The sequence below is a fragment of the Paenibacillus sp. J22P165 genome (genome assembly GCF_059692015.1).
In genome coordinates this window covers 304996-331584 of the sequence record NZ_JCAUAP010000005.1, presented here as the reverse complement: position 1 = coordinate 331584, position 26589 = coordinate 304996, and the positions used below count along the sequence as shown (strand labels likewise).

The window sequence follows — 26589 nt, the reverse complement described above, 5'->3', positions numbered from 1 at the left end:
GCGTTATGCAAAGGGGGAAGCTATGTGGCTATTTATTTTGTGAGACATGGTGTGGACGATGAAGGCTATCGTGGTGGATGGAGCCAAAGAGGACTTAATGTTGAAGGTTTTAGGCAATCACAAAAGCTAGGTTACCATCTGAAAGATGACCAAAGCAATCTTCAGATAACTCGTATAGTGAGCAGTGACTTGCAACGGGCATTAGATACAGCGAATGAGATTTCTATTATATTGAATTTGTCTGTTGAAAGTAGCAATCAATGGAGGGAAATGAATAATGGCGTAATTGCTGGAATGCCTAATGAAATCGTCAATGAACGATTCCCTGGGCTATATTTCTCGAGTTTACGTATGGATGAGAGGTATCCTGGTGGAGAGAGTCCGCTAGAGTTTTATTCACGCATAAAAGAAACTTTCACACGGTTATGTGAGGAGCAATCAGCAAAAGATCATCTTGAAAATGTAATTATTGTTACTCATGGCGGGGTTATCAATATCGTTTATCATATTCTAAAGGGATTGGAATGGACAAATAAAAATAAATCGTTTCCAGCTTCAAATACAGCCACTCATAAAGTAGAGAACATAAATGGGCTATGGAAATTAACAGTAGAAAACTTTAGTAAGCATTTATAGTCTTGTATGAACAAATAACTTAAAAGGAGGGCATTACATTGAACGTAGAAGAACAAATCGAAAAGTATATTACCAGCCAACCTGAACCAAAACGTAGTGATATGCAAGAGTTGCACCGCGTCATTCTTCAAGTAATGCCAGTATGCAAATTATGGTTCTTGGATGGTAAAAATAATGAAAATATAACTGTTTCTAATCCTAATATAGGGTATGGAATTCACACCATAAAATATGCGGATGGAAAGACCAGAGAGTTTTATCAAATTGGTATCAGTGCAAACAAAACTGGAATCTCCGTCTATATCCTTGGTATTGAAGATAAGAAATACTTAAGCCAGACATATGGTGAACAAATCGGTAAGGCGAGTGTGAGCGGATATTGCATTAAGTTCAAAACGCTAAAAGATATAAACATGGATATACTTGAAGCTGCAATACGATCTGGGGTCGAGGCCTCACAATAACGAACTTCAAACAGGTGTGCATTTGAAAATATGGTATTTACAAACGAACGTATATTCGCTACCATATAAATGGGTATATTTACCACGAGTATGGGGAGGAATATAGATGTCTTTTTTTAAAAACATGATGGCTAAAATAGGAATTGGGAACATTGATTTCGATACAAAGTTCCATACGGAATCATTCGTTCCAGGAGAATTGGTAGAGGGTGTTATTGTTGCTAAAGGCGGCAGTGTAGTGCAAAAAGTGGACAAAATCTATTTTCAAATTATGACACAATATCGCAAGCCCTCGCCCTCTGAGAGTAATCCGAATTTTACGGTGACAGAATCGGTTGTGATAGCTAATATCCTGTTGGGAGAAAGTTTAGAGTTTGCCCCAGGAGAGTCGATCGAAATTCCATTTCATTTCGTGTTGCCGCACGAGACACCCGTCTCTATTGGTGTAAGCCCGATCTGGATTCGTACCGGCATGGATATTGACAATGCAGTTGATCCATCAGATCGTGATGATATTCAAGTATTGGCTCATCCGCACACCTCCGCTATTTTTGAAGCGTTGGAGGAATTGGGCTTTCATTTACATAAAGCAGAGAACGAATATTTCCCGCAACGTAATTCACACTTGCCATTTATTCAGAATTTTGAATTTGTACCTTATAAAAATAGTGAATTTAGCCGTTCTGTTGAAGAGTTGGAACTTGTATTTTCCCCGGATGAGAACGGGGTTAAGATCCTCTTGGAATTTGACCGCAAAGCGCGTGGTTTTAGCGGACTTCTAGCGGAAATGCTAGATATGGATGAGTCTCATCACCGTTATTATTTCAGCGCCGATGAGCTGGGTGAAGGCACGGCAGCAGTGGCTGCGCAGTTCCGAGGTATTTTTAATAATTTGCTAGGATAGTAGGGGACAGATTCGAATACTCTTCTGCCTTTTTTTGGGTAATTATACAATATTCAACTACACCGTGATGACTCCGGTGTAGGCTTTTTCTATTTAATTAAGTCTGAAAAGTAACTAACAAAACACGAATTTTTGTATGGGCATGGTATGCGTAATAAGATAACCTAAGATGAGATACTGACGATGATGCGGTCAGTGTCTCTTTTTACTATTCTTTGAAGGAGTGGGCACCTTGATGACGGACCGATTTCGTCGTATATCCTTCCGGGATATGAAGATTAAACATAAGCTGATGGTCGTTATGATGCTGTTAATCATATTTTTTAGCCTAGTTGTTATGTCTTGTTTACAGTACATTTTTCATGCTTATGACGAAATGTTATATGCGCAATCCGCCCAAACCATCAATAATTCGATTGGTGATATCGAGAACGAAATTAGAAATATTGAAAAGTTGTCGTTAACGATTGCGACGGATTCCCGTATTCAAGAACAGCTTTCTAAAGTAAAGGAAATGACGAATGAATACGATCGGGCACAGACGTTAACCGATTTTAAAAACAAAATTTTTGTCTATATGCTGACCGAAAAACATATTTCTTCTATCCATTTTATGAATGATTCTGGATACAGTCTGATGGTTGGTCAAAGTGCACAAATCCCAGAAGAGAGCAAGATGGAAGAGGTTATCATCAAAGCGAGGCAAGCCAAGGGAGGTAACGTGTGGGTAGATCCCGATGCTACGCATCCCTATCTGCTGGCTGCAAGAGAGATACGTTCGACAGGCTCAGATTTGTTGGAGCCGCTGGGTACACTTATTTTTCAAGTGAATATTGACTCTGTTGTGCATCAACATCAAACCATTACCAAAGATAGCGGATACCTGTACATGTGGAAAGGCAACCAACCCATTTATACATCCGATGAAGGCTTTCAGCCGAGCGTGGCTATGATGGACGCCAAACAAGGGTATACCATACAAAAAGTAGGTGGATTCAGCTCGTTTATCGCCTACACGACCTCGAAAGAAACGGGATGGACCTATTTCAGTGTCCTCTCGTACAATGACATTTTTAAGAAAAAAAATGATTTGCGGTTTGCTCTACTTGTGGTTGTATTTCTATTATTCATAACGGTCATTGCAATTAGTTATGGCTTTGCCAGAGGGATCACGAAGCCGATCGAACAATTGACGCAGCAGATGAGGTATGCAGAGAAAGGCGATTTCGAATGGATTGTCACCAATTCCCTAGACACGGATCGCTCGGATGAAGTCGGGTATTTGCAAAAGCGATTTTTTATCATGATACGAAGAATCGATACGTTAATCGAAGAGAACTACACGCGGCAAATGTTGTTGAAGGATACGGAATACAGAGCCTTACAAGCACAAATTAACCCCCACTTTTTGTACAACACACTGACTTCAATCAATTGGATGGCAAGGACCAGCGGACAAGCGGCCATATCCAGCATGGTGGAAGCGCTGAGCAGACTGTTGCGAAACGCCATCAGCAATAATGTGCAAGTGATTACCCTCGGTGAGGAAATTGGACTGATTCAAGATTATATGAGTATTCAGAAGGTGAGATTTGAGAGCGAACTGCACTTCCTCCTCGATATCGATGAAAGCTTCAATAGGTACCGAATTCCGAAAATGTCCATCCAACCGATTGTTGAGAATGCGATTAAGCACGGTTTGGAAAATATGCTGGGAGACTGCACGATCACGATCGCTGCCGTTGAAAGGGAGGAATGGCTCGACATATCCGTCACGGATAACGGACCAGGGATGGACGAGATCGCCCTAGAACAATTGAGAAAATTCGAAATTCCTTCGAAGGGAACGGGGATTGGACTCCAAAATATTCACGAACGCTTACGCCTAATATTCGGCGAATCGGCGGGGCTTCAATTTGATAGCAGGGAAGGGATGGGCACCACGGTTACGATTAAGCTGCCAAAGGAGAGTGTGTCAGATGTATAAGGTGCTATTAGTAGATGATGAGAAGTTATCCAGAGACAGCATAGCTACTTTGGTTCATTGGGAAGAACACGGATTGCAGTTAATTGGAGCTGCCAAGAACGGATTCGAAGCCTTAGAATGGGTGGACAAAGAGATGCCGGACATCGTGATTACCGATATTAAGATGCCTGTCATGAATGGTCTTGAGCTCATAGGAAAGATTAAGGAACGGAGAAGCGATACCGTATTTGTCGTGCTTTCTGGCTATGACGAGTATGACTATATGAGCGAAGCCATGCGTTACGGGATCAAACATTACCTGCTTAAGCCTTGTAATGAGATTCAAATTATTGAAGTGTTGAGCGAAATTAAATCGGAAATTGCCAATGCAAACAGGGAACGAGAGTTCTTTACTAAGCTGAACAATAATTTTTATCGGGTGCTCCCTCAGGTCAAAGAGCAGTTCCTTCGAGATATTGCCTTAACGGGTACGTATAATCAGCGGGATTTTGAAGAGTTCATGGCCATGTTCCATATTCAAGCTCAGTCGTTTCAACTTGTACTTGTTCAGTTTGGCGAGAGCTGTGGCTATCTAGAGAAGTTCGCTTTAAAAAACATTGCTGAAGATTTGTTCACTTCGGAGAAGCTCTATTTAAGTACGGTTGTTGAGGACAGTGTACTTCTTCTGATTCAAGCGATGCCATTTGAGGACATGGCGACGATATTGAATGAGGTCAGAGATATTTATAAGTCCTATTACCGATTAGAGTTATTTATGGGTGTCAGCGGAGCTGGCGGTTTCACGGATATTCGCAGTATGTACAAAGAGGTACAGGATGTGCTCCGTTATCGGTTTTATTTTACAGAGGGATGTATGCTTACGCGTGATGATGTTCAAGTGACATCGAAGGCCGCTTGGCAGGTCGATTTCAATGCGTCCTTTGAAGCGATCGCCTCCTCTGTAAAAGCTGGAGATGTGAACGATGTTATGCATCGGTTGCAGTCTCTCTTAGACGTCTTTGAGCAACACCGCATGGAGATTAATGAGGTTAAATTACACTGTATGGAATTGTACATGATTGTCATTCGTCAGGGCCAGCTTCCTCCCACCTCTGATAAGATGTTTCAGGTCGTTAAATTTCAAGAATTGGATACGCTGCATGCGACATTTGAGTTCCTTCGTTCGATTTCAATAGAGGTGGCGAAAACCAATTATCAAGAGTCGTCTAGTAGTCAGAATAAAATGATAGCGTCTGTCATTCAGATTGTCGATGAACACCTCGGTAACCCTGAGTTATCCCTAACGTGGATTGGGAAAGAACTGCTGTATATGAACGTGGATTATTTGGGGCGATTATTTTCCAAAGAAACCGGCGTTAAATTCTCGCAATATGTCTTGGAACGCAGAATGGAGCAGGCGATCCGTTTCATTGAACAGGTGGGGGATTTGAAGGTGTATGAAATATCTAGGTTAACTGGTTTCAGGGAAGACACACCATACTTTAGTAAAGTATTTAAGAAATATACAGGGTTCACGCCATCGGAGTACAAACGGAATTGGGAAGAAGGTCTGCGAAAATCATGATAAGAGCGAGGGGAAGAAGTAGAGTTTTTGCATAGAGGTCATCGAGTTATTACATTGTCCCGAAAGCCCCATGGAGGTACGATAAAAGCAAGACAAATGGTATTCTCAGGGCCCGATAATAGCCATTGGTTATCGATCACATAGTTTCCCACAGGAATGTATATGACAGGAGGGTTTTTGAGATGAGAACATATAAAGCGATGACACCGATCGTAGCAAGTTTGGCGGTCACAATGGCACTAGCAGGTTGCTCCAGCGGAACGAAAGATGCGGGTACAGCAGCAACAACAGCGGCAACGACGTCAAGCGCTCCAAGCCAAACAGCAAGCGCGAAAGATAGCACGTTGCGGGTGTTGTGGTGGGGATCTCAGCCTAGACATGATGCCACCAATAAAGTGCTAGATATGTACAAGAAGGATCATTCCAATGTGTCTTTCCAGCCTGAATTCCAAGGGTTTGATGGTTATTGGCAAAAAGTTACGCTGCAAGCAGCGACGAACAATATGCCTGATGTGCTGCAATATTATGTAGGATCGGCCGACACGCAGCAGTTCATGGACAAAAATTTAATTGCACCTCTCGACGACCTCGTAGCGAAGAAGCTTATCGATATCAGTGATATTAGTGAGAGTGCCTTGTCTAGCGGTAAGCTGGGAGGAAAGCTGTATGGCATCCCACTTGGGGTTAATGCGAAGGCGATGGTTGTAGATCCAGAGGCGTATCAAAAAGCAGGATTGACGATTCCTGAGAATGGCTATGCGACATGGGAAGATCTCGGGAAAGATTTGGTCAAATTGAAGGCGGTTACAGGTGCGTACGGCGCTGACGATCTGCTTGGTGAAAACTTCATGTTCCCTTATTATGCTAGGCAGATGGGACAGGTTCAATACGCAGACAAAACGGGGATTGGTTTCGATGAAAAGACCTTTGTAGACTTCTATACGATGAAAAAGAATTGGAGCAAAGATGGCTTGATTCCGCCAATTGATGTCATCCTTTCGATCAAATCGCCGGAGGAGTCCAATCTCGCCAAGAAGAAAGCAGCGGTTAATATTATTTATACCAATCAGTTTGAGAGTATCTCCAAAGCGGCTGGTAAGGAGTTAAAGCTTATTCCTCTTCCAGGACCAAACGGGGCCAAAGCGATGGATTTGCGTCCAGGCAATCACTTCTCCATTCCAGTAAACTCTACGAATAAAGAAGAAGCAGCTAAGTTCATCTCTTACTTCGTTAACAATGTCGACGCGAATAAAGTGTTGAATGCAGAGAGAGGAATGCCGGTAGCGGGCAAAGTTAGGGACGGTATTAAAGATGGCTTTACGCCAGCACAAAAAGTAACAGCTGCCTATATCGATCAGGTTGCCAAAGCAAGCTCGCCGATGGATCCTCAGCCTCCAGCTGGATCAACGGAAATCGAGAAGCTTATGTTGGATTTGGAACAGCAGATCCTATACAACAAAACGACGCCTGAGCAAGCCTATGCGACGCTGAAGAGTGAATCCATTAAAATTTTGGATAAGAATAAGAAATAAGTTGTTGTGCAATTGGTTAAGGCAGCCTATACGGCTGCCTTTTGAATAGCGAGCGATAGATAGCTGACAAGTAAGTCGCGGAAGAGGTGACGGGAAGTGAGTAAAACAGTAGCACGTTCAGACTTTGAAAATAAGGCAGGGTATCTATTTATTTTGCCATGGATTATTGGATTTTTAGCGTTTACCTTAGTTCCACTGCTTTGTTTATTTTACTTTTCATTTACGAGATATGATTTGCTATCTTCTCCGAAGTGGTTGGGATTAGACAATTATATTGAAATATTAACGCATGACCCCAAATTTATTCAATCCCTAAAAGTGACGTTCATTTACGTGCTGATTGCGATTCCTGCTCGTCTGATCGTAGCACTCGCGATTGCCATGCTGCTCAATACCAAACATCGCTTTATCGGTTTTTATCGCACCGTCTTCTATATTCCTTCGATTATCGGAGGAAGCGTTGCGGTGGCCGTCATGTGGAGGCTGTTGTTCTCTAGAGAGGGAGCTGTCAACTCACTGATTGGTTATCTGTTCGGGAAGACACCTGATATTTCGTGGGTGGGGGACCCGAGTACGGCATTAGGTTCCATTATTCTGCTCAGCATGTGGCAATTTGGATCGCCGATGGTTATTTTTCTAGCTGGGCTCAAAAACATTCCTGCTTCATACTATGAGGCTGCGGTCGTGGACGGTGCGAACGGCTGGCAAAGATTCCTTCGGATTACGTTACCACTCCTAAGTCCAGTTCTCTTTTTTAATCTCATTATGCAAATTATCGGCGGTTTCATGACGTTTACCCAAGGTTTAATCATCACTGGCGGAGGCCCACTGGATAAAACGTTGTTCTACCAGCTGTATGTATACCGAAGAGGGTTTGAACTATTTGAAATGGGTTACGCCTCAGCCCTGTCCTGTATTCTGCTGGTGATTGTGGCGATTCTGACAGCCATCGTATTCAAAACGTCAAATTCATGGGTTCATTATGAATCAAAGGGTGAGTGAAATGACATCATCGTGGAAATCGTTACTGCCTAAGCTAAGTTTCCAGATTCTATGTGTTCTCATTGCTGTGTTATCGTTGTATCCCGTTGTTTGGATGATGGCTAGTTCGTTCAAAGAAAGTGCTAGAGTGTTTGCTGAATCGCATTCCTTGCTGCCACAAGTCTGGAACTTCTCTAACTATGCACGTGGTTGGAAAGGATTCGCGGGAATTACCTTTGCCACATTTTTTACCAATACAATCGTTATCGTCTTGCTCTCGACCTTAGGCGCCCTATTATCTTGTTCGTTGATTGCTTACGGTTTCGCTCGGATTAAATTTCGGTTCAAAGGGTTCTGGTTTGCAACCGTCATGGTGACCATGCTGCTGCCGTCGCAAATTATTCTAATCCCGCAATATATTATTTTTTATAAAATGCATTGGATCAACACGATTCTTCCGTTAGTCGTCCCTGCGTTTTTTGGAAGTGCGTTCTTTATCTTCCTCATCATGCAGTTTATCCGGACCATTCCGTATGAACTCGATGAGTCAGCAAAGATGGACGGCTGTAATCGCTTTGGCATTTACCTCAAGATTATCATTCCCTTGATTGTACCGGCACTTGTTACGTCGGCGATTTTTGAATTCTACTGGACCTGGGATAAGTTCTATGAAGCGATGATTTATCTAGGAAAGCCGAAGATGTATACGGTCAGCGTAGCGCTGCGGATGTTTGCTGATCCTAGTTCACAGACCGATTGGTCTGCCATGTTCGCGATGGCTAGTTTATCGTTGCTTCCGCCTGTTATCGTATTTTTTATTTTCCAACGTTATATTGTGGACGGTATTAGCACCACAGGACTGAAAGGATGAGTTGAACATGACACGCATAGAAACACATTTGATGACGGGTTGGGAATTTACATTACTGGAGCCGCATGATCTTAACTTTAAGCCCGTTAACTTGCCTCATGACTGGGCCATTCATGCACCGATAAATCGAACAATGACAGAGGGGCATGCGCAAGGATTCAGAGACCGCTGGGGAATAGGTTGGTATAGAAGACAAGTTAATTTGAAAGAGAAGAAGGAAGGTTATGTGTATCAACTGCAGTTTGATGGTGTTTATGAAAATAGTACGGTTTGGGTCAATGGTGTCGAAGCCGGTGGGCAAAAATATGGCTATTCTAGGTTTACGCTGGATATCACAGATTACTTGCAGGAAGGGGGAAATCTCATCCTGGTGAAAGTGGATAACACGGCTACCCCGGCAGACCGATGGTATTCGGGGGCAGGTATTTACAGAACCGTTAAGCTGCTCGAATTGAACAAGAAACATCTTAAACCAGAAGAAATTCAAGTGAAAACAGCCATACAGGGCGAGACTGGCATTGTTACCATTGCAACAGGGAGCACCTCCTTGGTTAAAGCGTGTATTTCGGATGAAAGTGTGCGTATGACCGGCGAATCAGATAACGGGATGATCCGTATTGAAATTCCTCAGGTTGAATTATGGAGTACGGATCACCCGCATTTATATCATCTGGAGTTATCCCTTTATGAAGGAGACCGCCTCGTAGATACCTATGCATTGCGGATTGGTGTTCGAGAAATCGAGATGAAGGCTGGCAAAGGAATGTTTATCAATGGTGAAGGGATTAAGATTAAGGGCTTCTGTATTCACCAAGACGCAAGCTGTCTCGGAGTTGCCGTTCCTGCGGAAATTTGGAGAGAGCGGTTAGTCAAATTTAAAGCGATGGGATGCAATGCGATCCGTACAGCCCACCACATGCCAGCCTCTGAAATTCTGGACATCTGTGATGAACTGGGACTGCTTGTCTATGAAGAACCGTTCGATAAGTGGACGGGAGGTTCCTATCGCAGATATTTTGAGACGGAATGGCAGCATGATTTAGAAGCGATGGTAAAAAGAGATCGGAATCATCCCTGTATTTTTATCTGGGGGGTTGGGAACGAGGTTGAAAATCAAGGGCAGGCATCCATGATCAGCATTCTGAAAATGTTGAAAGAGCACCTGCTTACGCTAGATGATACGAGACCTGTCTCCTATGCCATGAATCCGCATTTCAAATATGAGAGCAACATCGACTTATCGCAAGTGAAGGATATTCAACAATTTGTAGATGAAGTCAGTGATACAGAAATTTATAATAATGAAGAGCGAATCGAGCGTATCCGAAGGATTGCTGAGCATGTCGATGTACTAAGTTGCAATTATCAGGAGCAGTGGTACCCTGCCATTCATGAGGCTATGCCGGACAAATTAATTCTGGGATCGGAGACCTACCAATTCTTTAGAGGGCATCCGGATCAGATGCAAAATTTTAGCGATGAAGTGCCTTGGATGGACGTCGAGAAACATGATTATGTCATTGGCGGAATGCTATGGACAGGTATTGATTATCTGGGCGAATCGATGGGGTATCCAGCCAAAGGATGGGCGGGCTCCTTATTCTCGACGAACAATGAGCGTAAGCCGCTTTCGTATCTATATGAAAGTTACTGGTCTGAGGAACCAATGGTCTATATGGCGGTGATGGATTATTCGTTGCAAGATGAGGGGGCGAAGGAGCATTGGGATACGCCTCGCTACGCGAGTCATTGGAATTTCCCTCAATTTAACAAGACCGTCATTCCGTATATGATTGCTTCGAATTGTGAGGAAGTGACTCTGGAATTGAACGGGAAACAGTTCCATGTGCAGAAGCCGGCTACGTATCCGAATCGAATGATTACAGGTTATCTTCCTTATTTCCCAGGGACCATTACGTTGAGAGGGTTCATGAATGGGGAAGAGGTGTGTCAATATCAGTTAAAAACTGCTGGTCCAGCTGTGAGACTTGCTTTTGATACGGAGGAGATCCGTTTGGAAGCCAAGGAAGGTTATCAGCAGTTATTCACGGTTCGAGTCGTAGATCAGGATGGAACGCCAGTATTTCGTGAAAGTGCCAAAGTCACTTTTGTCGTAACAGGTCCCGCTGAAATCGTTGGTGTTGATAACGGTGATCTATGTGGAAGTGAGACGTATGACAATTCTTGGATGCACATGTATCGAGGCTGCGTCAGTACCGTTATTCGGTTAACTGGTGCTAAGGGGCGTGTCGTATTATCAGCGTTCGCTGAAGGCATGTTTGCTGGGGAGCTGGTTATCCATGTTGTGTAATAAGAACAAACAATAGTGTATTTAAAGAACAGATATCCAGGAATGTGATATAATTGAGATTACTTCATCAGCATAAACGAGGTGTCTATTCTGCAAGAATTCTTATGTGGTCAATGCGCGCAATCTAATCAATTAAGTCTTGAAGATCGTATTGCTTTAGCACTCAAAATAAAGAGGGGCTATCCTTACATTTGCAGTCAGTGTTCTCAAACCTTTTTATACTCCCTAATTAGTGCTCCTGTTGAAGTGGCTACTGAAGTTCTTGAAGAGCTGGATGTTGCTGTTTCAACGCCGACACTTGAGAATAAAAAGAATGAGGAAACTCCAACAAAATCAGAAGCCGATAACGTAGAGCAACTTGATCTCTTTCTTCTTTAATGAATACCCAAAAGGCTTAAACGAAATAAGGTGCCGTCTCCAAAGTCATGGACTGAGGGGGCGGCACTTTGTTTCGTTCAAGATGAATCATGAAAGCGTCAGGATGCCTTCCGCGTTTCAGCCGCGAAGGCGCGCTTCGCCCTTTCCGCTGGTAAAAGCAGGATCAAGACCGTCAGAAGCGATGCTGACAGGAAAACGACCGAACCCACGAGTGAGATGGAGACCGCATGGGCAAAAGTCGTATCCGAAGGAGCTGCTGACCGGTTCACCATCTCGAATACGGAGATCAGAACCGCAAGCCCAAGCGATGCGCCTGTCTGATGTGCAACATTGACGAGCCCTGACGCTGCTCCCGCGTCTTTGGCCTCAACGCCTGACAATCCCAACGTCGTGAAGGGTTGGAAGATCATCCCGGCACCGCAGCCCATAATGAGTAGAGGGAACAACAAATGAGATAGAAAGCTCGAATCAGCCGAAAGTTGGCTCAGCCAGCTTGTTCCGATGATGGCGATGATCAATCCAGTGATCAGTACGTTAGCGTTCCCGAACCGATTTACGAGCGAAGGCATGGCGTACATCATCCCAAACTGAACGATCGTAAATGGCATGATCGCAAGTCCAGCTTCCAAAGCGTTGAAATGAAGCACGTGCTGAAGAAATTGCGGAACAAAGAAAAAAATCGGATAATTTCCACACAAAAGCAACAACCTACCTAGATAGGCTCCTGATCGTGTTCGGCTTGCGAAAAGGCGGAGTGGTGTAATCGGCTCTTTGGCGCGTGCTTCAATCCATACGAAAGCCGCTAGTGAGACACCTCCGATAGATAGCGAGCCCCATACCTCGGGCGATTCCCAGCCGGCAGACGCGGCTTGAACAAAGCCAAAGGCCAGCGCCGTCATGCCGGTCACCGACGTCAGGGCTCCGAAGATATCCAATCGGCCCGCTTTGAACGCTGTCTCCTGCATAAAGCGAGGTACCATAAGAAGCAGAGCGATGCCGATCGGCACGTTGAGGAACATCCCGGCGCGCCAAGAGATCAGATCCGTCAGCATGCCGCCAATGAGCAAACCGACGCTGCCGCCGGCTCCCGCTACGGCACTGTATACAGCGATCGCTTTTGATCGTTCTCTAGCTTCCGAGAAGCTGACCGACAATAGGGCGAGCGCAGATGGCGTCGCCATCGCTGCCGCCAGTCCTTGCATTGCGCGAGCCGCGAGCAGTAGCGAAGCGGACGGTGCCAGGCCGGCCAGCAGAGAAGCTAGAGAAAATAAGGCAATCCCCACGCTAAAGGTTTTCCTTCTCCCTAGTATGTCCCCCGCGCGAGCTCCTAACAACAAGAATCCACCGAAAGCCAAAATATATGCGTTTTGCACCCATGTCAAAGCGGTTGTCGATAGATGGAGCGTGCGTCCGATTTCGGGTAACGCGGTAACCAATACGGAAGCGTCGAGCACCATCATCAACTGACAGGCGACGATCATGATCAAAATAATTCGTTTCGCATGTTCACTCAAATTCAAGAGAAATACCTCCCTTTCACGTTATAACAGTATTATGCCGTGAATTCGCAGCAGGAAGTAGCTCGTTTCTGCCTAAAAATTGCTCAATACTGCAAATTGAATTTCCTTTGTAAGTTGATAATCGGGTTGGCACTCTTAAAATAAGGGGGTATAATAGAGAGAGAAAGAGGATGGAGGGATGTTCGCATGCAGACGAAATTGGCAGAATTATTACATTTGGTAGAGTCGCTTCATCTTGCGGAGGGGCGGAATGAGACGTCCATACCTTTTTTTTCGCTGGTCCGGCGTAACCGGCCGACGGCGATTATGCCCGGTGTACTCACTCCTTCTTTTTGCCTAGTTCTACAAGGGTCAAAAAAGCTTCATCTCGGTCAGGACACGATCTATTATGGTACGGGAGACTATTTAGTATCGTTAATTGATATACCGGCCTCTGGTCAAATCGTCGGTGCTAAGTGGCAATCGCCATATTTGGGCTTGCGTATTGACCTCACGGCGGAAGAAATTGCTTCTGTCCTAACGGATACGGGGATCAGCGTAAAGCCGCCCGACCGAAAGTTAGGCCCTGCTGCTTACGTAGGTAAATCCGATGAACACTTGCAGCACTTATTCATCCGGCTACTAGAACTGCGAAGTAAACCTGAAGTGGAAGTCCGCTTTTTGTCTTCTCTGATTAAGCGTGAGATGATTTTCCGCTTGCTGACGGGAGATTATGGTCACTTGTTTGTCCAAAGGGTCTTTATGGACCAGCAGAACGAGGGGATTAGTCGGGCCATTGCTTGGATTAAGGAGAATTACAACAGGACCTTTACCATCGAAGAGGTGGCGAGATCGTCCAAAATGAGTGTCTCAGGACTTCATCATAAATTCAAAGCTGTCACGACGATCGCTCCTCTGCAATATCAGAAGCAACTACGCCTTCAGGAAGCGAGACGCCTTATGTTGAACGGATCCACGAACGCCACGGCTGCTGCGCTGGAAGTCGGTTACGAGAGCCCGGCTCAATTCAGCAGGGAATACCGCCGGCTCTTCGGACTTCCTCCGTTGCAAGATATAAAAGCATTTCACAATAAACCAGTACCGGAAGCGTTCGAGAATAGTTGATTATTCCTACATTTTTCGTACCCATAAGCAAAAAGTCAGAAATGTACGATCATAGGGATATTTGATAACATTCAGGAAAAAAGAATATTGAAAACATGATTTCGTTGGGGATATTCTAATGGTTCTATGGGAACTAGACGAATATTCCCTTTTTGTGTAGAGTAATATCATTGAGAATACAGACATAGGGGATCGAATTATGACAAAAAGATGGTTTAATCGCTTACTGCTATCCTATATTCCTGTATTGATATTAGTGACTTTCGTGCTGTCGTTTGTATTCTTTTATATGGTGAATAACATCTCTTCGAACCAAGCCAAGCAGGCGAATCGCGTTTATACGGAACAAGTATTGAGCACGGTTGATTTTACGTTAAAGAAAGTCGAGCAGCTCGTTGTTAATGCATTCAACAATGATGAAAGCGCTCACTTATTTTTTTACAATACACCAGAAGATCGATATAACTCGCAGTTCATTCCTTCTAAAAAAATTGGAGAGCTGACCTCACTCATTCCTGAGATTGACTCTTTATATTTATATAGGGCAACTGATCAGTCTGTATTGATGAAGGATTCTCTCATGCAGGCAAGCGATTCAACGGTGTATACGTTTATTCGCAAGCTCCTACAGGATGGCATTCCACCAGGCTGGGTGCCGGTTCGTTCATTTAAGCAATCCGATGATGCACCTGTAAATTCCGTTGTGTCATTGGTTAGGGGTGTGCCGCTGCTGACGGGGGAAAAAGGGTTCGTCGTTGTGAACATCAACGTGAAAGCAATTGCCAGCTTAGTAAAGGATATGTCAGCTTCTAAATTTAGTTATGTAGATATTGTAGACCAAGCAGGGAATCAGGTCGTCAAGGAAAGCGAAATCCAGCACACAACAACGCTGACTACGTTGGTTTCAAGCTATTCAGGCTGGCAGATCGAGAGCGGGCTGCACGACGGCGGTACGTTTAAATTGTTTGCTACGATCCCGATGATTTGGCTAGTGATCATTCTTCTTGCGATTCTGAGCGGTATTGCGTGGATTGTTTTTGTGACTAGGCGCAATTATAAGCCGCTAAAGGCGATTATGGACAAGCTAGAGAGTTCTTCTTCCTCTAAAAGCAAGTTATTCCAAGTTTCGGAGGGGCAGGACGAATTGCAGTTCTTGGATAAGGCGATTACGAGTCTCATCGAGCAGTCGAATGAATATCAACAACAACAAGCGCAAGGAGTGGCCTATCGCCGTCAGCGTTTCATCCATGATTTGCTGACCGGTAACCGGATGTTCTCCGATGAGGATTGGCGGCTGGAGGCTAGTCTTCTCGAAAGTCCAGACGCGTATGATTATTGGCATGTGATGGCCATCGGTATTGATGGATATACGGAGTTTACGAAGTTATATGATTATCGCGATCAAATTTTGCTTAAGTTTGTCGTGCAAAATGCGCTGCAAGAAATCGCGGACAAGCACGGTTGCCGGATTTGGATGGCGTGGATGGATGCAACGCGTCTAGGAGCGGCGATACAGGTGTTGCCGGATACACAGAATCCGCAGGATCGAAGCAAAATTGCGGCTCATATTGCCAGGGAACTCAATGAATGGATCCGTAATCATTTGAAATTTACGGTTTCCGTCGGAATTGGCAGTGACGTTACGGATGTGAGCGAAGTTTCGTTATCCTATGAGGAAGCGATGCATGCGCTCGATTACAAAATCGTGCTAGGCGCAGACCAAGTCATTTCCTCCAGTGAAGTGAAAGTGAACAGCCAAGCGGCCTATGGTCACTATCATGAAATTCGTGTCATTGCCGGTCAATTTAAGCAAGGGAATGCTGAGTGGAAGCCGTTATTCCGTCGTTTGGCGGAGTCGATGAAGCAAGATACGATGTCCCGTCAAGAATTACGGATGATTGTGGATTATATGAACTATCAATGGAATGCGGCATTTCAGGAAATGCTGCCCGAATACCGAGGATACTGGGAAGAAACGGCTTTTCCTCAGCTGCAGGCTGAGATTGGTCAATTGGAGACTGTCGAAGTGACGATGAGTCGGTATTACAATTGGCTCGAGCGAACGGACGATCAACTGAAGGAATTGCGTGAGCGACGCAACGTGCATTCTACGGCACCACGCATTAAGGCGTATATTGACGCCAATTATGGGGATTCTAATTTATCACTGAATCTATTGAGTGAACATTTTAATCTAAGCACGAAATATGTCAGTCAGCTATTTAAAGATGAGATTGGTATTAAGTTTACGGAGTATTTGGCAGGTTTGAGAATTGAGCAAGCTAAAGTTCTGTTGAATGTCTCCAATGATTCGATTCAAGAGATCGCCAAACAGGTGGGCTACGACAATACGTTATCCTTCATCCGGATGTTTAAAAAGATTGAAGAGATTACCCCAGGGGATTATCGCAAGTTAGGGAAAAGCGAGTAGTACTAGGAGCAGATGGCTGTGTGAATAAGGTTCAAATGGCGATTCCGTACGAGTGGATCGCTGTTTGGGCCTTTTTTATAATATACAAAATTCTAGATGATAATCATAAATCCGCCTCATCCTTTCCAACCAGAATATCGTGCGTAAAGCATGAAAATGAGCTCTTGTCGAAGGCTGTGTTTAGCCGTTTTAATAAGGGTACAACAAGCAACACACAGAATGTGAACAAGGGGAGGATGGCATGGAAAACTTAAACCAGACGATAACGGTTATACGGTCGTCTGCTACGCAGAAAGAGAAAGTGAAGAAGAGTAAGCGTCATAATCGCTTGTTATTCTTCATGTTTTTACCGGCATTGATCTACTTTGTACTTTTCAAATACGTGCCGATGGGTGGCCTCGTACTCGCTTTCAAAGATTACAACTTACATGATGGTATTTTGCACAGTCCTTGGGTAGGCTTTGATAATTTTAAACTGCTATTTAATAATCCAGATATGGTGAAGGTCATTCGTAATACGCTGATGATCAGCTTCTTGACCGTGGTCGTCGGATTTCCATTTCCGATTATCATTGCCATCCTGCTGAATGAAATGAAAGCGCAGTTTTTTAAACGAACGGTACAAACTGTTCTGTATTTACCTCATTTTCTGAATTGGGTTATCGTGGGCTCATTTGTTGTATTGTTGTTCGCACAAGAGCACGGCATTGTTAATAATCTCTTGGAGCGTTTAACGGGGCATTCGTACGCATTCTTATATAAAGAAGGGTCTTGGCTGGCTGTATTTCTAGGCTCTCATATTTGGAAAGAAGCGGGATATGGATCTATTATTTATCTCGCAGCGCTGAGCAGCATCGACACAAGTTTGTATGAATCTGCCTCTCTGGATGGTGCGAACAAGTGGAAACAGATTTGGCACATTACACTCCCTGGTATCATGCCCGTCATTGTTCTCATGATGATCTTATCCTTGGAGCATGTGATGGATGTCGGATTTGATGCGATCTATATCCTGCAAAATGCGAGCGTTCGAGATATTGCGAGTGTTATCAGTACTTGGAGTTACGCTATTGGCTTGGGTCAGGCTAAATACAGTTTGACGACAGCGCTAGGATTTTTTCAGTCTCTTGTCGGACTAATCTTGGTGTTATCGGCAAATACGATTGCACGCAAGTTTAATCACGGATTATGGTGAAGGGGGAGATCGCATGAAACAGTCATCTGGGGAACGGATCTTCTACTCCGTCAATTATGCAGTGATGGGCCTTATCGGTTTTATCTGCATACTCCCATTAATCTATCTGTTGGCCGTGTCCTTCAGTTCAGAACAAGCCGTCGTTTCAGGCAAAGTGGGATTGTGGCCGGTCGGGTTTAATTTGGATAATTACCGACTTGTAATTGAAGGTACAGGTATTGGCAAAGCGTTCTGGAATAGCCTAGTTATTACCGTCTTCGGTACTTGTCTAAATATGGGTTTTACCATTCTTGCCGCTTATCCGCTTGCCAAGAAAGCATTCAAAGGCCGGCGATTCTATACCATGTTGATTCTATTTACGATGTTGTTCAACGCAGGATTAATTCCCAACTACCTGTTGGTGAAAAATTTAGGGCTTGTGAACACGTACTGGGCGCTTTGGCTGCCCTCACTTGTCAGCGTATACAATATGCTGGTCTTAAAAACATTCTTTGAAACGCTTCCCGAAGAGATTGAAGAAGCGGCAAGAATTGATGGCGCAAGTGAGTCGAGGCTTTTGCTTCAAATCATCCTGCCGTTGTCCATGCCCGTACTGGCTGCACTCACTTTATTTTACGCCGTCGGACATTGGAATTCTTTCTTGAATGTCATGCTCTATATTAATTCCAGCGATAAGAAGAACATGGCCGTTATGGTTCAAGAGATGGTAGCGAACAGTTTCTCACGTCAAATGGATCAAGTGCAACCTGATCAGGTGCAGATGATTACCCCAGAAGCGATTCGAGCTTCTAGTATTTTCATTATGATTGTCCCTATGCTGATTCTGTATCCGTTCTTACAAAAATATTTTGTTAAGGGGATTATGGTCGGTTCGATAAAAGGGTAAAAAGTAAATTATATTTCTCAGGAGGGTTCGTATGAAAAACAAAAAGACATGGGTGTATGCAGGTTTAGTCACGACAGCTGCAATTGGAATGGTTCTGACAGGCTGTGCGAAAGAAGAGAAAACGACAGCAACTTCAACTTCAAGTGCTGCTACGCCAGCGGTAAAAGGAAAAGTATCGATCACTGTCTACGATCGCGCTAAAATTCCTGCGGAAGAAGGCAACTTTGAGAAGAATCGTTGGGTTGACTATATGAACAAAAACGGCCCTGTTGATCTTTCAATCGTACCGGTTCCTCGTGACAAAACAATCGATAAACTAAACGTGCTATTCGCTTCGGCAAGCGCTCCAGATATTATTGTGGACTACAATGCACCTGACCGTTCGACTTGGTATGAAAGTAAGCAACTGTTGCCACTTAACGATATTATTGATAAATACAGCACCGTCTATAAACAGCAGTTGGAGAAATATCCCGTATTGAAAAAGCTCGGTACTCGAGCAGACGGTAAATTGTACGACATCGGTGCTGTACGCCAAGGTGACATCAACTGGATGCTGTGGGTACGGACGGATTGGTTGAAGAAGTTGAACCTGGAAGTGCCGAAGACATCTGAGGATATGCTGAAAATCGCAAAAGCTTTCGTCGAACAAGATCCAGACGGAAACGGGAAGAAAGATACGTACGGCATGGCGCTTGGCGGGTTCTTGAACTGGAAAGTTGCTGACTATATGTTCGGTGTACCGTATAACACGAACTATGAGGATCAGAACAATGCATTCTCTATTTCATGGAAAAACATGCAAGCCGCAACAGCCTTTAAGAAGCAAATATTCGATGCGGGTCTCGTTGATAAAGATTTCTTGACGGACCAAAACGGGGATAAAGCAAAACGCGATTTTATTAACGGCAAGCTCGGATTTTATATGACACAGCGCAGCGAAGCGCAGGGCGTATTCGAAGCATTAAGAAAGAATGACCCGAATGCACAAGTGATTCCGATTGCACTGCCAAGCACACCGAACGGCCAATTCAGCCCAGCAATCAATACGCCGTTTACGATGGCTGGTGTTGTAAATGCGAAAGCAAAAGATCCGAAAGCGGTCATTCAATACATCGACTACTTGAACACAGAGAAAACCGTGAAGACGCTTCGTTGGGGAACGGAAGGCGAGCACTATAAGCCGAATGCCAATGGCTGTCCGGTTCCAACAGATGCTGCGAAGAACACAGCAGAACGCAGCTGGAACGCCGATTATTCTATTCTTGTTAGCGAAGAATCTATGATGAAGTGTGATCCGGTACTAGATCTGCTTGATGCCAACAACGCGACGCAAATGGAATACAAAAAGTTGATTGAAGCAGCGCGCAAAATCTACTTGAACCCAAGCAACCCAATGCCAGGTACCGTGATTGATCTAAGCTTGCCTTCCTTGCCTTCTGAGCTAAATACAATTGTCGCGAGTGTAAACTTTGACGATGAGTTGAAAAAATCCGTCGTGACAGGCAATTATTCCGCAGACAGTGTGATTACGAACATTCAGGGTACATGGAAAAAAGCAGGCGGAGACAAGGTAGACGATTTCTACATCAACTGGTATAAGCAAAATAAAACGAATGCGGTCTCCATTAAAGATGTCTATGACCTCTTAGTTCAACAGCAGAAACAAGCAGGGAAATAAGGAAAGTAGAGCGGATCATGTCTGACAGACAGTGGTCCGCGTTTCACTAAGCCATAGAGAGGGTGCCTCCTGAATGCCGGGAGACACCCTCTCTGATTTAAGTTGGGCTCCGTCCTTATAGTGTCAGGCTACCTTCGGAGGAGAGGCTATTTTACTTAAAAATAATGCTAGTAATTCGAAATAAAATGAAGGTTTTGACAGGCCGATTCACTATAAAATGAGACTATCTAATTGAAGGAGGCATTCATCATATGGTAGAACAAACGCAGGACTTCCAGGCACTGGTTCAACAGTTTCAAACAGACGGATATGTCATTTTACGCAATGTGCTTAGTGCAGAGAAGGTAGAACTTCTTAATACAGCAGTGAATCGGTTGATATCAGAGGAAGAGGAGAGCTTAAGCTATAATTGGTATCATTCGGTAGCCAGAGACAAAGAGTTTCTCTCGCTGATTGATGAGCCTACTGTGACGAAGTTGATGGCCAATATACTGGGGTACAATATACAGTTGCATATTTCCCATCTGACCGTGCGCAAGCCGAATCCGAATGATCAGAAAACGGGAACAGCCAGCTTCATCGATTGGCATCAAGATGGACCTAGTCCGCACTTCCCATCCATCGCAGGTTTGACTTCCTTGTACTACGTAAAAGCTTGCTATATCTTAAGTGACATGAGCCAACCTAATCGAGGAAACACCAAAATCATCCCAGGCAGTCACATGAAACCGGGATACAGACCTGTACAATCAGATGTGAATGTGCCTTTGGACGGTGAAATTCAGGTTTGCGGTAAGCCTGGTGATGTATTTATCTTCGGACAAAACTTGTGGCATGCCGGCGCCCCGAACCGTTCAGAGCATACGCGTCGCCAACTGTTTATGGGATATAGCCCACTTTGGATGCGGCCTATCGACTACCATAAAGCTTCGGATGAACTGCTGGAAGGAGCTAGCCCAATACAACGCCAGTTATTAGGTGACATCAGTAGTAATTGCTTCAAATATTACCAGCCCGAGCCATCCATGGTGCCCGTGAAGCAGCTGTTGCTGGTCGAGGACAACGGTAAGAGCGTGTATGTATAAAATAGCATAGATCAAAGCCCATCAGTTAACTGATGGGCTTTTTACATCACTAGTCCGACCTCTATATTGTTTCGGACTCATGCCAGTATGCTGACGGAACACTCTGGAGAAATAATTAGAGTCATTGAAGCCGCACTGGTGTGCGATAAGAGTAATCGAATAGGTCGTAATGTCTAACAAGTTTTTTGCTTTTTGAATTCTTAATTCTTTGATATATTCGGTGATCGTCGATCCGGTCGTTTCCTTGAATAGATGGCTTAGGTAGGTTTCGCTGCAGAAGCTGATCCCTGCCAGAGCGCTTAATGTTATCGGGTAGATAAAATTTTCCTTAATATAGTGAAGGGTTCGACTCACGATAAAGCTTCGTTGATGAGCTTCAGCGCGCTGATCCATGCTTTGTCCGTGATGGGTGTTTAACAGAAAGTTCTCATAAAGAAGGATCAAGTATTGGGTCAGCATCCCTATATGTGCATGCAGCTCCCCGATATTAAGATCGAGTGGACGAGTGGTAGCAAGAAATCGTTGCTCGAGTTCATTTGCATTTAAGCCGTACTTTGCTGCCTGCGTCTTTAGACGTTGTGAGGAGCCTTCGAGATCTGTGCTAAATTGCCCAACGCACAAGAATGCAAGCAAGCGTCCCTTCCAATGAATAGGGAATCTCAATTCTTCAATACCCATATAACAAGAGCCGTACAAAGGTGTGGCTGACCTCGTACACATGCGGCATAATACTGCTTTGTTGCGGGCACATGCTTGAAAGGTAGCTTCAAACCTCTTCACGTAATTACAGAAGGGATTATTGTGATATAGATAAGGTGAGAAGGCCATGGATAGCGTGGTATCCATTTCGCTAAGCCCGGCGATGTCGTGCAAGTTCAAACCGACAGAATAACGATCGCAGACGAATTGAAAATAAGCTTTAATTCGCTCGGCCGCCGACATATCTACTTGAGCCAGCTGATGATTCAGCTTCTCAAACTGCATGCAAGTCCCCTCCTGTCTAAAATTATAATCATTATAACAAGTGGCAACATCCTTGAGTAGTCTCAACAACAAACAAAGCACTACCTAAGGAACTAGGAAGCGCTTTGTTAGTAATAGGTAATATTAATGCCGTTAAGAATTGTACATGACTTAAACCATCAACTTTGGGCAAGTCGTACAGTATTCCTTGATACTGGAGACCTCATAATAGAAGCAGCAAGTTTGGCGAACCCGTATGGGCGTAGTAGATACGGATGAGGTAGTCGGTTTACGATAAAAGCGGCCTAATGGATTTTCTTTTTCCCCAAATAATGCGCCAGGAGCCTGATGAATCAGATACTCGAAGTCTGTGCGGAACGGCTCAGGTTGTTCTCCGGTTACCCCAATTCGTTTCTCGTATAACGAGTACACACGAACCGCAACATTTTCCCATAGTATCAATTTAGGTACGTTGGCCACGCTAGACATGACTGCTATTATTTTCCCTATATTCTCTGCAAAAAGTGATGAAATAACCGCATTGCGCCAAATAGGCCGTTCGCCAGCTTCGGGCATTGTAACATCAATATTGGAAAGACTGACATTCTTGAGCCAGGAGTGACCAGGCGAAGAGGCGAGAGAGCAATTTTCGGCAGATAAATCGAGTCCCTTGTTGTACACGGTCATGGCATAAAGCAGCGGAATAGCGGTTAAGGCGGCATATCTTTTGAAAAATTGCGAAGCTGTGATCATCCTCGACGGAGACTGTAGAAGCACTGTCAGCTGGTCCAAATATTCGGAGCACATCTCCACATCGAGCAGGTCCAAGGCTCTCACTGAATAAGCAGGACGAGTTTCCTCATATGCACGCAAGCCAAATTGCCCGCTCAAGTAATCCCATTCATCCAGCGCAAGCCGTGACTGCTTGTTCATACACAACCTCCTAGGTCTCTATGTTTAAAATGGTTTATTTAAGCGCAGCGGCAATCTGATCCACAACTAAATTGATGGCAATGGGTCCATAATAACCGATCCACTGTGCTGTATTTTCCGAATATACGTGGTTATCTTTAACGGATTTCAGGTTTTTCCAGATCGGCGTATTCTGAAATTGTGTTGTTAACTCCAAATTCGTCTCGTCTTGAAGCAGGAACATATGATCAGCGTTCAGTTCAGGTAGAACTTCAAATGAAATCATGACACTTGTATCTTTAGCGTTAACGGCCATTTGAGGCGGAGTCAGGCCAAGATCGTTGTACAGGATTTGTGAAGTTCGATGTGCTGTCGTTTGAAGACGAATTAATTTATCTCTAGGACGGACTAAGGCAACAGTTTGACCATTCATTTTCTTTGCTAATGTTGTTTTTAGATCGCTTACTTTTTGTTTGTAGTTAGTAACGATTTGTTGAGCCTCTTGCGGCTTATTCAAAATTTGTCCGAATTTCAATAGTACGGTCTGCCAGTCCTCAGTGCGCTGTAGAACAATCGTTGGTGCGATTTTCACTAAATTATCGTAGATCTTATTATGGGCATCCGTAGCGATGATGAGATCCGGTTCTAATCCAACGATTGCTTCCAAATTCGGTTCCAAATAAGTGCCAAGTAACGGGATATTACTCATTTTATCGCCCAAATAGGGAGGGAGACCGTTGTCGGTTTCAGCAATTACGCTACCCGTCGGGTTAAAACCTAATGCTAGCATTTGATCTGCGAACTGAACGTCAAGCACGACAATTTTCTTAGGTACTTCCTTGAGTGTCAGTTCACCCTTTAAATGCTGAATTGTAACCGGTGCTGCAGGGACGGATGGTGTAGTAGTAGCAGGATTGGTCGTTCCTGTACCAGCGTTATTGCTACCTGAATTGGAGTTGCTTGCGCATGCACTCAAAAAGATAGCGAGACAGAGTAATAAGCTAAAGGTCGATAAATACTTCATTTTTGAAAACATATGATATTATTCCTCCATTTTTTGTTGAGAATGAGACTCATCGTCATCTACAATACTATAACGATTCATTCGGGGATCTTCCATGGATATTTGCGCCAATTTGCATGGATTGTGGCGACACCAAAAAACACTGTTGTTAGGATCAGCAGATCCTGAACGAACAGTGTTTGTATGTGTAAGGGATCATTTGGCATCCAAGAAAGCTTTCGCTACTTGATCAACCACGTGATTCATCGCGATTGGGCCGTAATAAGCAATCCAAATGCTCGATTTGGCGTGATATATGTGATGCTGCTTTACGGCGCGTAAACTTCTCCATGTCGTCGTGGTCTGAAGCTCATCCGACCAAGGTTTATAATGGTTGTTGGTCAATACGAAATAATGGTCCGCATCCACTTCCGGCAACCCTTCTAATGAAATCAGTGAGCTCGTCCTTTTGCGGTCAACGGCTTGCTTAGGCGGATTCAGCCCCAGATCCGTGTATAGAATCGCCGCCGTACGATGAGCACATGTGTGCAGCCTAATCGCATTGTCTAACGGCCTGATCAACGTTACCGACTGCCCAGACATCTTGGTTGCAAGTTGCGATTTCAGCCCATTAATTTTGTTTTTATACTGCTGTATGACCTGTTCCGCTTCCAACTTCTTACCCATGATCCGTCCGATGGTTCGCAAGGTTTCTCTCCAGTCGCGATTTCGCTTCAGCATAACGGTCGGCGCTATCTGCGTGAGGCTTGCAAAAATGTGGCTCTGGATCTCGGTGCAAATGATCAAATCGGGTGCCAATGAACGCAGTGCTTCCAGATCAGGATCATGCATCGTGCCCAAGACTGTGACCTCACGCGGCTTCCCGAACAGATACTCTGGAAAGTTACTCAGATCATCGGGGTCCATGACGCTGCCGGCTGGCTGTTCACCTAGCGCCAGAAAATGGTCCAAAAACTGGGGATCCAGCAGAGCAATTTTCTCAGGCTGTCGCTGGAGTATTAGCTCGCCTTTCAGATGAATAATCGTCGGTTGTGAGCGATGGAAGGAAACATTCATCGGACTGCTAACTGTCCCCAACGGAGGAGCAATCAAATTAACATTTTCCAGTTCATCACCCAAATCTTGTTGCATGAATTCTCGATACATGCTTGGGGAAACGCCAGTGTACCGTTTAAATAATCGGCTGAAATAGTAGTTATCCATATAACCCACGGCTTCGGAAATATCCTTGAGTCCTGCCTTCGTGCCGCTAAGCAATTCCTTGGCTTTGTCTATACGAATCTGCATCAGGTAGTCAATCGGTCCGAGACCGAGCCGCTTGTTGAACATCCGCTGCATGGTGCGCGAGCTGCTGTTGAATAGCATAGCAAGTGTGTCTGCTGTAATCGGTTCGGCATAGTGTTCATCCATATGTCTAACAGCCTGCAGAACCATATCTGGTGAAATCTGCTCCATGTGCTGGTGCTGCAGTTGTCCCATCAGCTCGCAAATCAACTGATAAAATAACGATTTAACCTGCAATCTCGCCATAGCTTCCGGCTGTTCCCATTCTTGCTCCATACGGGATAAAGAGTGGAGTAGCGGAGCTGCATGACTGACTACAAAAGCATATTGGCTATCAAACGGTTCCGTACGAGCCATCAATTGTATCAGATCTTGACTGCACGGGAGCGGTAGAGAGGCTTTATACATAATGAGGTAATATTCTAAAGGATCGGTGATGTCGGTGACAGTAAGAATTGTGCCTTTGCCGGCATGACAAACATAACCATTCTCCACATGATGCTCATTCCCATCCAGTAGGAGCCGAGCACGACCTTTTACTATGTATAAAAGGGCACTCGACAGAAGCTTGGATGTCTGCAAATACTCGCCGATCGGTAATTCTACCCGCTGTACCTCAATTATTTTCAACGATGCCTGGTTCCAAAGTATAAGGTGATTTTCCACAATCATAACATGATGTCAGCTCCTGTTAGGTCCATCTTTATTACTTCGAGATATGCTATCATCTTACCACTATCCGAATGCGCTTAGAACATGTTCCTTGCCAAAAACAAATGAAAGAGTGCCGAAATTTTGAGATGTTCGGCAGGCTGCGGAGCAGTAGACTTAAGAGGTGGAAAGGAGCGTGTATGTATGCCGTCTCAATTGGGGCAT

At 44.4% G+C, this 26589-nt stretch carries 21 protein-coding genes; 16 read left to right on the top strand and 5 right to left on the bottom strand.

The window, feature by feature from the left end; all coding sequences use genetic code 11:
* Positions 1-24 precede the first annotated feature (24 nt).
* The 10 genes from AC58QM_RS14155 (at position 25) to AC58QM_RS14110 (ending at position 11628) form a co-directional block, all read left to right on the top strand.
* A complete protein-coding gene (locus tag AC58QM_RS14155) occupies positions 25-636 on the top strand; it encodes a histidine phosphatase family protein (protein ID WP_497284951.1) in 612 nt (203 codons plus the stop codon).
* A 38-nt stretch (positions 637-674) separates the two neighbouring features.
* Positions 675-1100: a DUF1801 domain-containing protein gene (locus tag AC58QM_RS14150; RefSeq protein ID WP_497284949.1), complete on the top strand. Its 426-nt coding sequence runs from the start codon at positions 675-677 to the stop codon at positions 1098-1100.
* 106 nt (positions 1101-1206) lie between these two features.
* A complete protein-coding gene (locus tag AC58QM_RS14145) occupies positions 1207-2004 on the top strand; it encodes a sporulation protein (protein WP_497284947.1) in 798 nt (265 codons plus the stop codon).
* A 235-nt stretch (positions 2005-2239) separates the two neighbouring features.
* A complete protein-coding gene (locus AC58QM_RS14140; RefSeq protein ID WP_497284946.1) occupies positions 2240-3991 on the top strand; it encodes a sensor histidine kinase in 1752 nt (583 codons plus the stop codon).
* Positions 3984-5555 carry a response regulator gene (locus tag AC58QM_RS14135; protein ID WP_497284944.1) on the top strand — a complete coding sequence of 524 codons (1572 nt, stop codon included), beginning with the start codon at positions 3984-3986 and terminating at the stop codon, positions 5553-5555. Before AC58QM_RS14140 ends, AC58QM_RS14135 begins: the two co-directional genes overlap by 8 nt.
* A 182-nt stretch (positions 5556-5737) precedes the next feature.
* Complete coding sequence (locus AC58QM_RS14130; RefSeq protein ID WP_497284942.1) at positions 5738-7087, top strand: ABC transporter substrate-binding protein; 1350 nt, start codon at positions 5738-5740, stop codon at positions 7085-7087.
* Positions 7088-7183: 96 nt separating this feature from the next.
* Positions 7184-8089, top strand: coding sequence for a carbohydrate ABC transporter permease (locus AC58QM_RS14125; RefSeq protein ID WP_497284940.1), 906 nt, complete (start codon positions 7184-7186; stop codon positions 8087-8089).
* A gap of 1 nt (position 8090) precedes the next feature.
* Complete coding sequence (locus AC58QM_RS14120; RefSeq protein WP_497284938.1) at positions 8091-8939, top strand: carbohydrate ABC transporter permease; 849 nt, start codon at positions 8091-8093, stop codon at positions 8937-8939.
* Between the two features lie 7 nt (positions 8940-8946).
* The gene (locus AC58QM_RS14115; RefSeq protein ID WP_497284936.1) at positions 8947-11250 is read left to right on the top strand and encodes a glycoside hydrolase family 2 TIM barrel-domain containing protein; all 2304 of its coding nucleotides are present in this window, start codon (positions 8947-8949) and stop codon (positions 11248-11250) included.
* An 81-nt stretch (positions 11251-11331) separates the two neighbouring features.
* Positions 11332-11628, top strand: coding sequence for a hypothetical protein (locus AC58QM_RS14110; protein WP_497284934.1), 297 nt, complete (start codon positions 11332-11334; stop codon positions 11626-11628).
* A gap of 98 nt (positions 11629-11726) precedes the next feature.
* Here the strand turns inward: AC58QM_RS14110 and AC58QM_RS14105 are convergent, their stop codons facing one another.
* Positions 11727-13148 (bottom strand): MFS transporter, encoded by a 1422-nt coding sequence (locus AC58QM_RS14105; RefSeq protein ID WP_497284932.1) that lies wholly within the window; start codon positions 13146-13148, stop codon positions 11727-11729.
* A 186-nt stretch (positions 13149-13334) separates the two neighbouring features.
* Here AC58QM_RS14105 and AC58QM_RS14100 point away from each other — a divergent pair, with 186 nt between their 5' ends.
* The 6 genes from AC58QM_RS14100 to AC58QM_RS14075 all read left to right on the top strand — a co-directional run bounded on the left by AC58QM_RS14100 (position 13335) and on the right by AC58QM_RS14075 (position 21530).
* Positions 13335-14252: an AraC family transcriptional regulator gene (locus AC58QM_RS14100; RefSeq protein ID WP_497284930.1), complete on the top strand. Its 918-nt coding sequence runs from the start codon at positions 13335-13337 to the stop codon at positions 14250-14252.
* A gap of 199 nt (positions 14253-14451) precedes the next feature.
* Positions 14452-16683 (top strand): helix-turn-helix domain-containing protein, encoded by a 2232-nt coding sequence (locus AC58QM_RS14095; protein ID WP_497284928.1) that lies wholly within the window; start codon positions 14452-14454, stop codon positions 16681-16683.
* 241 nt (positions 16684-16924) lie between these two features.
* Positions 16925-17878, top strand: coding sequence for an ABC transporter permease (locus AC58QM_RS14090; RefSeq protein ID WP_497284926.1), 954 nt, complete (start codon positions 16925-16927; stop codon positions 17876-17878).
* Positions 17879-17891: 13 nt separating this feature from the next.
* Positions 17892-18764: a carbohydrate ABC transporter permease gene (locus AC58QM_RS14085; RefSeq protein ID WP_497284925.1), complete on the top strand. Its 873-nt coding sequence runs from the start codon at positions 17892-17894 to the stop codon at positions 18762-18764.
* Between the two features lie 31 nt (positions 18765-18795).
* Positions 18796-20445 (top strand): type 2 periplasmic-binding domain-containing protein, encoded by a 1650-nt coding sequence (locus AC58QM_RS14080; protein ID WP_497284924.1) that lies wholly within the window; start codon positions 18796-18798, stop codon positions 20443-20445.
* A 251-nt stretch (positions 20446-20696) separates the two neighbouring features.
* Entirely contained in the window at positions 20697-21530 is an 834-nt protein-coding gene (locus tag AC58QM_RS14075) for a phytanoyl-CoA dioxygenase family protein (protein ID WP_497284922.1), read from the top strand.
* Positions 21531-21551: 21 nt separating this feature from the next.
* Here the strand turns inward: AC58QM_RS14075 and AC58QM_RS14070 are convergent, their stop codons facing one another.
* The 4 genes from AC58QM_RS14070 to AC58QM_RS14055 form a co-directional block, all read right to left on the bottom strand.
* A complete protein-coding gene (locus AC58QM_RS14070) occupies positions 21552-22514 on the bottom strand; it encodes a helix-turn-helix domain-containing protein (RefSeq protein WP_497284920.1) in 963 nt (320 codons plus the stop codon).
* Between the two features lie 150 nt (positions 22515-22664).
* On the bottom strand, positions 22665-23426 hold the full coding sequence (locus tag AC58QM_RS14065; RefSeq protein WP_497284919.1) for an IucA/IucC family C-terminal-domain containing protein: 762 nt from the start codon (positions 23424-23426) through the stop codon (positions 22665-22667).
* A gap of 34 nt (positions 23427-23460) precedes the next feature.
* Positions 23461-24441 carry an ABC transporter substrate-binding protein gene (locus AC58QM_RS14060; RefSeq protein ID WP_497284917.1) on the bottom strand — a complete coding sequence of 327 codons (981 nt, stop codon included), beginning with the start codon at positions 24439-24441 and terminating at the stop codon, positions 23461-23463.
* A gap of 183 nt (positions 24442-24624) precedes the next feature.
* Entirely contained in the window at positions 24625-26385 is a 1761-nt protein-coding gene (locus tag AC58QM_RS14055) for an ABC transporter substrate-binding protein (protein ID WP_497284915.1), read from the bottom strand.
* Between the last annotated feature and the right edge of the window lie 204 nt (positions 26386-26589).

Excerpts from the sequence above, each read along its gene's own strand:
- AC58QM_RS14145 (WP_497284947.1), top strand. The coding sequence starts at position 1,207 with ATGTCTTTTTTTAAAAACATGATGGCTAAAATAGGAATTGGGAACATT.
- AC58QM_RS14115 (WP_497284936.1), top strand. The coding sequence starts at position 8,947 with ATGACACGCATAGAAACACATTTGATGACGGGTTGGGAATTTACATTA.
- AC58QM_RS14130 (WP_497284942.1), top strand. The coding sequence starts at position 5,738 with ATGAGAACATATAAAGCGATGACACCGATCGTAGCAAGTTTGGCGGTC.
- AC58QM_RS14100 (WP_497284930.1), top strand. The coding sequence starts at position 13,335 with ATGCAGACGAAATTGGCAGAATTATTACATTTGGTAGAGTCGCTTCAT.
- AC58QM_RS14090 (WP_497284926.1), top strand. The coding sequence starts at position 16,925 with ATGGAAAACTTAAACCAGACGATAACGGTTATACGGTCGTCTGCTACG.
- AC58QM_RS14085 (WP_497284925.1), top strand. The coding sequence starts at position 17,892 with ATGAAACAGTCATCTGGGGAACGGATCTTCTACTCCGTCAATTATGCA.
- AC58QM_RS14060 (WP_497284917.1), bottom strand. The coding sequence starts at position 24,441 with ATGTTTTCAAAAATGAAGTATTTATCGACCTTTAGCTTATTACTCTGT.
- AC58QM_RS14135 (WP_497284944.1), top strand. The coding sequence starts at position 3,984 with ATGTATAAGGTGCTATTAGTAGATGATGAGAAGTTATCCAGAGACAGC.
- AC58QM_RS14140 (WP_497284946.1), top strand. The coding sequence starts at position 2,240 with ATGACGGACCGATTTCGTCGTATATCCTTCCGGGATATGAAGATTAAA.
- AC58QM_RS14065 (WP_497284919.1), bottom strand. The coding sequence starts at position 23,426 with ATGAACAAGCAGTCACGGCTTGCGCTGGATGAATGGGATTACTTGAGC.
- AC58QM_RS14070 (WP_497284920.1), bottom strand. The coding sequence starts at position 22,514 with ATGCAGTTTGAGAAGCTGAATCATCAGCTGGCTCAAGTAGATATGTCG.
- AC58QM_RS14055 (WP_497284915.1), bottom strand. The coding sequence starts at position 26,385 with ATGATTGTGGAAAATCACCTTATACTTTGGAACCAGGCATCGTTGAAA.
- AC58QM_RS14080 (WP_497284924.1), top strand. The coding sequence starts at position 18,796 with ATGAAAAACAAAAAGACATGGGTGTATGCAGGTTTAGTCACGACAGCT.
- AC58QM_RS14075 (WP_497284922.1), top strand. The coding sequence starts at position 20,697 with ATGGTAGAACAAACGCAGGACTTCCAGGCACTGGTTCAACAGTTTCAA.
- AC58QM_RS14095 (WP_497284928.1), top strand. The coding sequence starts at position 14,452 with ATGACAAAAAGATGGTTTAATCGCTTACTGCTATCCTATATTCCTGTA.
- AC58QM_RS14120 (WP_497284938.1), top strand. The coding sequence starts at position 8,091 with ATGACATCATCGTGGAAATCGTTACTGCCTAAGCTAAGTTTCCAGATT.